Source organism: Streptomyces sp. NPDC006655, from assembly GCF_040703965.1.
Taxonomy (GTDB): Bacteria; Actinomycetota; Actinomycetes; order Streptomycetales; family Streptomycetaceae; genus Streptomyces.
In genome coordinates, this window is record NZ_JBEYJU010000230.1 from 1 (window position 1) to 2,755 (window position 2,755).

1 protein-coding gene and 1 pseudogene are annotated in these 2,755 nt (G+C 74.0%); both read right to left on the reverse strand.

Annotated features, from left to right (window positions below; all coding sequences use genetic code 11):
- Positions 1–105 precede the first annotated feature (105 nt).
- Complete coding sequence (locus AB0958_RS44900; protein ID WP_366896256.1) at positions 106–2,115, reverse strand: beta-galactosidase; 2,010 nt, start codon at positions 2,113–2,115, stop codon at positions 106–108.
- Positions 2,112–2,690 (reverse strand): annotated as a pseudogene (locus AB0958_RS44905) (alpha-galactosidase); the annotation flags it as partial. The pseudogene AB0958_RS44905 and the gene AB0958_RS44900, both read right to left, overlap by 4 nt.
- Positions 2,691–2,755 lie beyond the last annotated feature (65 nt).

A 2,755-nucleotide genomic window follows, 5' to 3' on the forward strand; every position in this document is an offset into this window, starting at 1 on the left:
CCTCCCGTCCCCCGCCCCCGCCGCCTATGCCGGCCGTCGCGCCCCCCGCCCCCCGGGTGCGCGAACGCAGCAGGCGGCATGCAGGACCGCCCCGGTCCTCGGCGGTTACCGGGCCCGCGGCTCGCGTACGACGGCGACGTCGCCGGGCGCCACGGTGACCGTGCCGTCGGTCGGTTTGCCGGACAGCAGTTCCACCGAGCCGGGGGCGACCGCGAGTTCGGCGCCCTGCCCGGTGTGGTCGATCACGAACAGGTAGTCCGCGTCGGCGCCGCGCCGCCGGGCCACCTCCACGCCCGCCGGGGCGGTGCGGACCGCGGCCACGCCCGCCTCGGCGCGGATCCGGTCCAGCAGCCCCGCCAGGGTGTCGGTGTCCGGGAGGGTGGCCACGTACCAGGCGGCACCCGAGCCGTACCCGTGCCGGGTGACCGCGGGCACACCGGCCAGCGGCCCGTCGGCGTACGACGTCACCACCTCCGCGCCCGTCGGCCGGACCCGCTCCGACCAGAGCGACCCGGTGCCGCCCTCGCTGAGCGGCACCCGCTGCCCGGGCAGCAGCGGGAACAGCTCGTCGGTGGACACGCCCAGCAGCTCCCGGAAGGCCCCCGGGTAACCGCCCAGCCTCACATGGCAGTTCTCGTCCACCGCGCCGCTGTGGAAGCCGACGGCGAGGCTGCCGCCGGCCCGCGCGAAGGCCGCCAGGTTGGCCGCGCCCGCGTCGTCCACGAGGTACAGGCTCGGGGCGAGGACCGCCTTGTACGCCGACAGGTCGGCGTCCGGGCGGACGAAGTCCACGGCCACGCCGGCCCGCCACAACGGTTCGTACCAGGCCCGGACCACGTCCAGGTAGCGCAGCTCCACGCTGGGCTGGGAGGGCAGCTCGACCGCCCAACGGGCGTCCCAGTCCCAGACGACGGCCACCTCGGCCGTGCCGGTGCTGCCACGGACCTCGGCCAGCGCCCTGAGGTCGGCGCCCAGCCGGACCACGTCCCGCCAGATCTGGCTGTCGGTGCCCGCGTGCGGCAGCATCGCCGAGTGCCACTGCTCGGCACCCGCCTTCGCCGCCCGCCACTGGAAGTACGCGATGCCGTCCGCGCCGTGCGCCACATGGGCGAGCGCGTTGCGCCGCAACTCGCCCGGGTTCTTGGCCCGGTTGACGGGTTGCCAGTTCACGGCGCCCGTCGAGTGCTCCATCAGCAGCCACGGTCCGCCCGCCAGCGACCGCATCAGGTCACCGCTGAGCGCGACGTCGATCTCCGACTCGGGGTCGGTCGACATCAGGTAGTGGTCGTTGGACACCACGTCCAGCTCCGGTGCCCAGCGCCAGTAGTCGAGGGCGTCGAAGGTGGACATCACCATGAAGTTGGTGGTGGCCGGGATCGCCGGGGCCGCCTCCCTCAGCACGTCCCGCTCGGCCGTGTACAGCGACAGCAGTTCGTCCGAGCAGAACCGGCGCCAGTCCAGCTGGTGCGTCGGGTTGGGTACGGCGCCGGTCGCGCGCGGCGGCAGGATCTCGTCCCAGTCGTAGTACCACTGGCTCCAGAAGGTGGTGCCCCAGGCGTGGTTGAGGGCGGCCAGGTCGTCGCCGTACCGGGCCCGCAGCCAGCGGCGGAAGGACTCCGCGCTGGTGTCGCAGTAGCAGGCCGCGTTGTGGCAGCCGTACTCGTTGTGGACGTGCCACATCGTGACGGCCGGGTGGCTCGCGTACCGCTCGGCGACGGCGGCCGTGATGCGGAGCGCGGCCTCGCGGTAGGCGGGGCTGCTCGGGCAGAACGTCTGGCGGCTGCCGTACGACAGGGTGCGGCCGTCGTGGTCCACCGGGAGCGCCTCGGGGTGGGCGCGGAAGAACCAGGCCGGCGGCGCGGCCGTGGGGGTGGCGAGGTCGGCGGCGATGCCGTTCTCGTGGAGGAGGTCGAGGATCCGGTCCATCCGCGCGAAGTCGAAGACGCCCGCGGAGGGCTCCATCAGCGCCCACGAGAAGATGCCGACGCTGACCATGTTGACGCCCGCCTCGCGCATCAGGCGGACGTCCTCGTCCCAGACCTCCTCGGGCCACTGCTCGGGATTGTAGTCGCCGCCGTAGGCGATGCCCGGGACGGAGAGGGTGCGGTCGCTCATCGGTGAACTCCGGTCAGAAGGCGGCGGGTCGTCTCCACGCCCCACGGGTCGAGGGAGAGCAGCCGGTCGCTGGAGGTGACCAGGCCGCCGACGGCCTCCACGTGGGCCGCCCAGCGGTCACGGGTCTCCACCGCGGGGCGGGCCATCAGGCAGTCGGGGTCGTTGGTCCAGAGGCGGTCGTGCTGCCACTGGCGGGCGGCGCCGGTGAACTCGGCGGCATCCTGGCCGGGCCGGCTGTGGTCACCGGCCTCGGGCCGGCGGTGCGGGGCCGTGTCGGGGCTGACCCGCATCGCGTCGAACAGGCCGATGGACGGCAGGAGGGGGGCGCCGCAGCCCAGCAGGTAGGCGTCCGCGCCGATCGCCTCCCGGATCAGGGCGATGCCCAGCCGGTAGGCGGTCAGCGCGTCCGCGCCGGAGTGCCGGACGCCGTCCCTCGCGCCCGCGTAGAGGAAGTCGGTCTTGAAGTAGTCGTAGCCCTCGGCGTGCAGCGTCGCGAACACGTCGGTGAGGTAGGCCGCGGCGGCCGGGTGCGTGGTGTCCAGGACGTACAGGTCGTGACCCCGACGGCGGCCCGACGACACTGATGGCCAGACCGCCGGGCTTCAGCACGGTCAGCGACTTCTCGAGGTTCGCCCCGCCC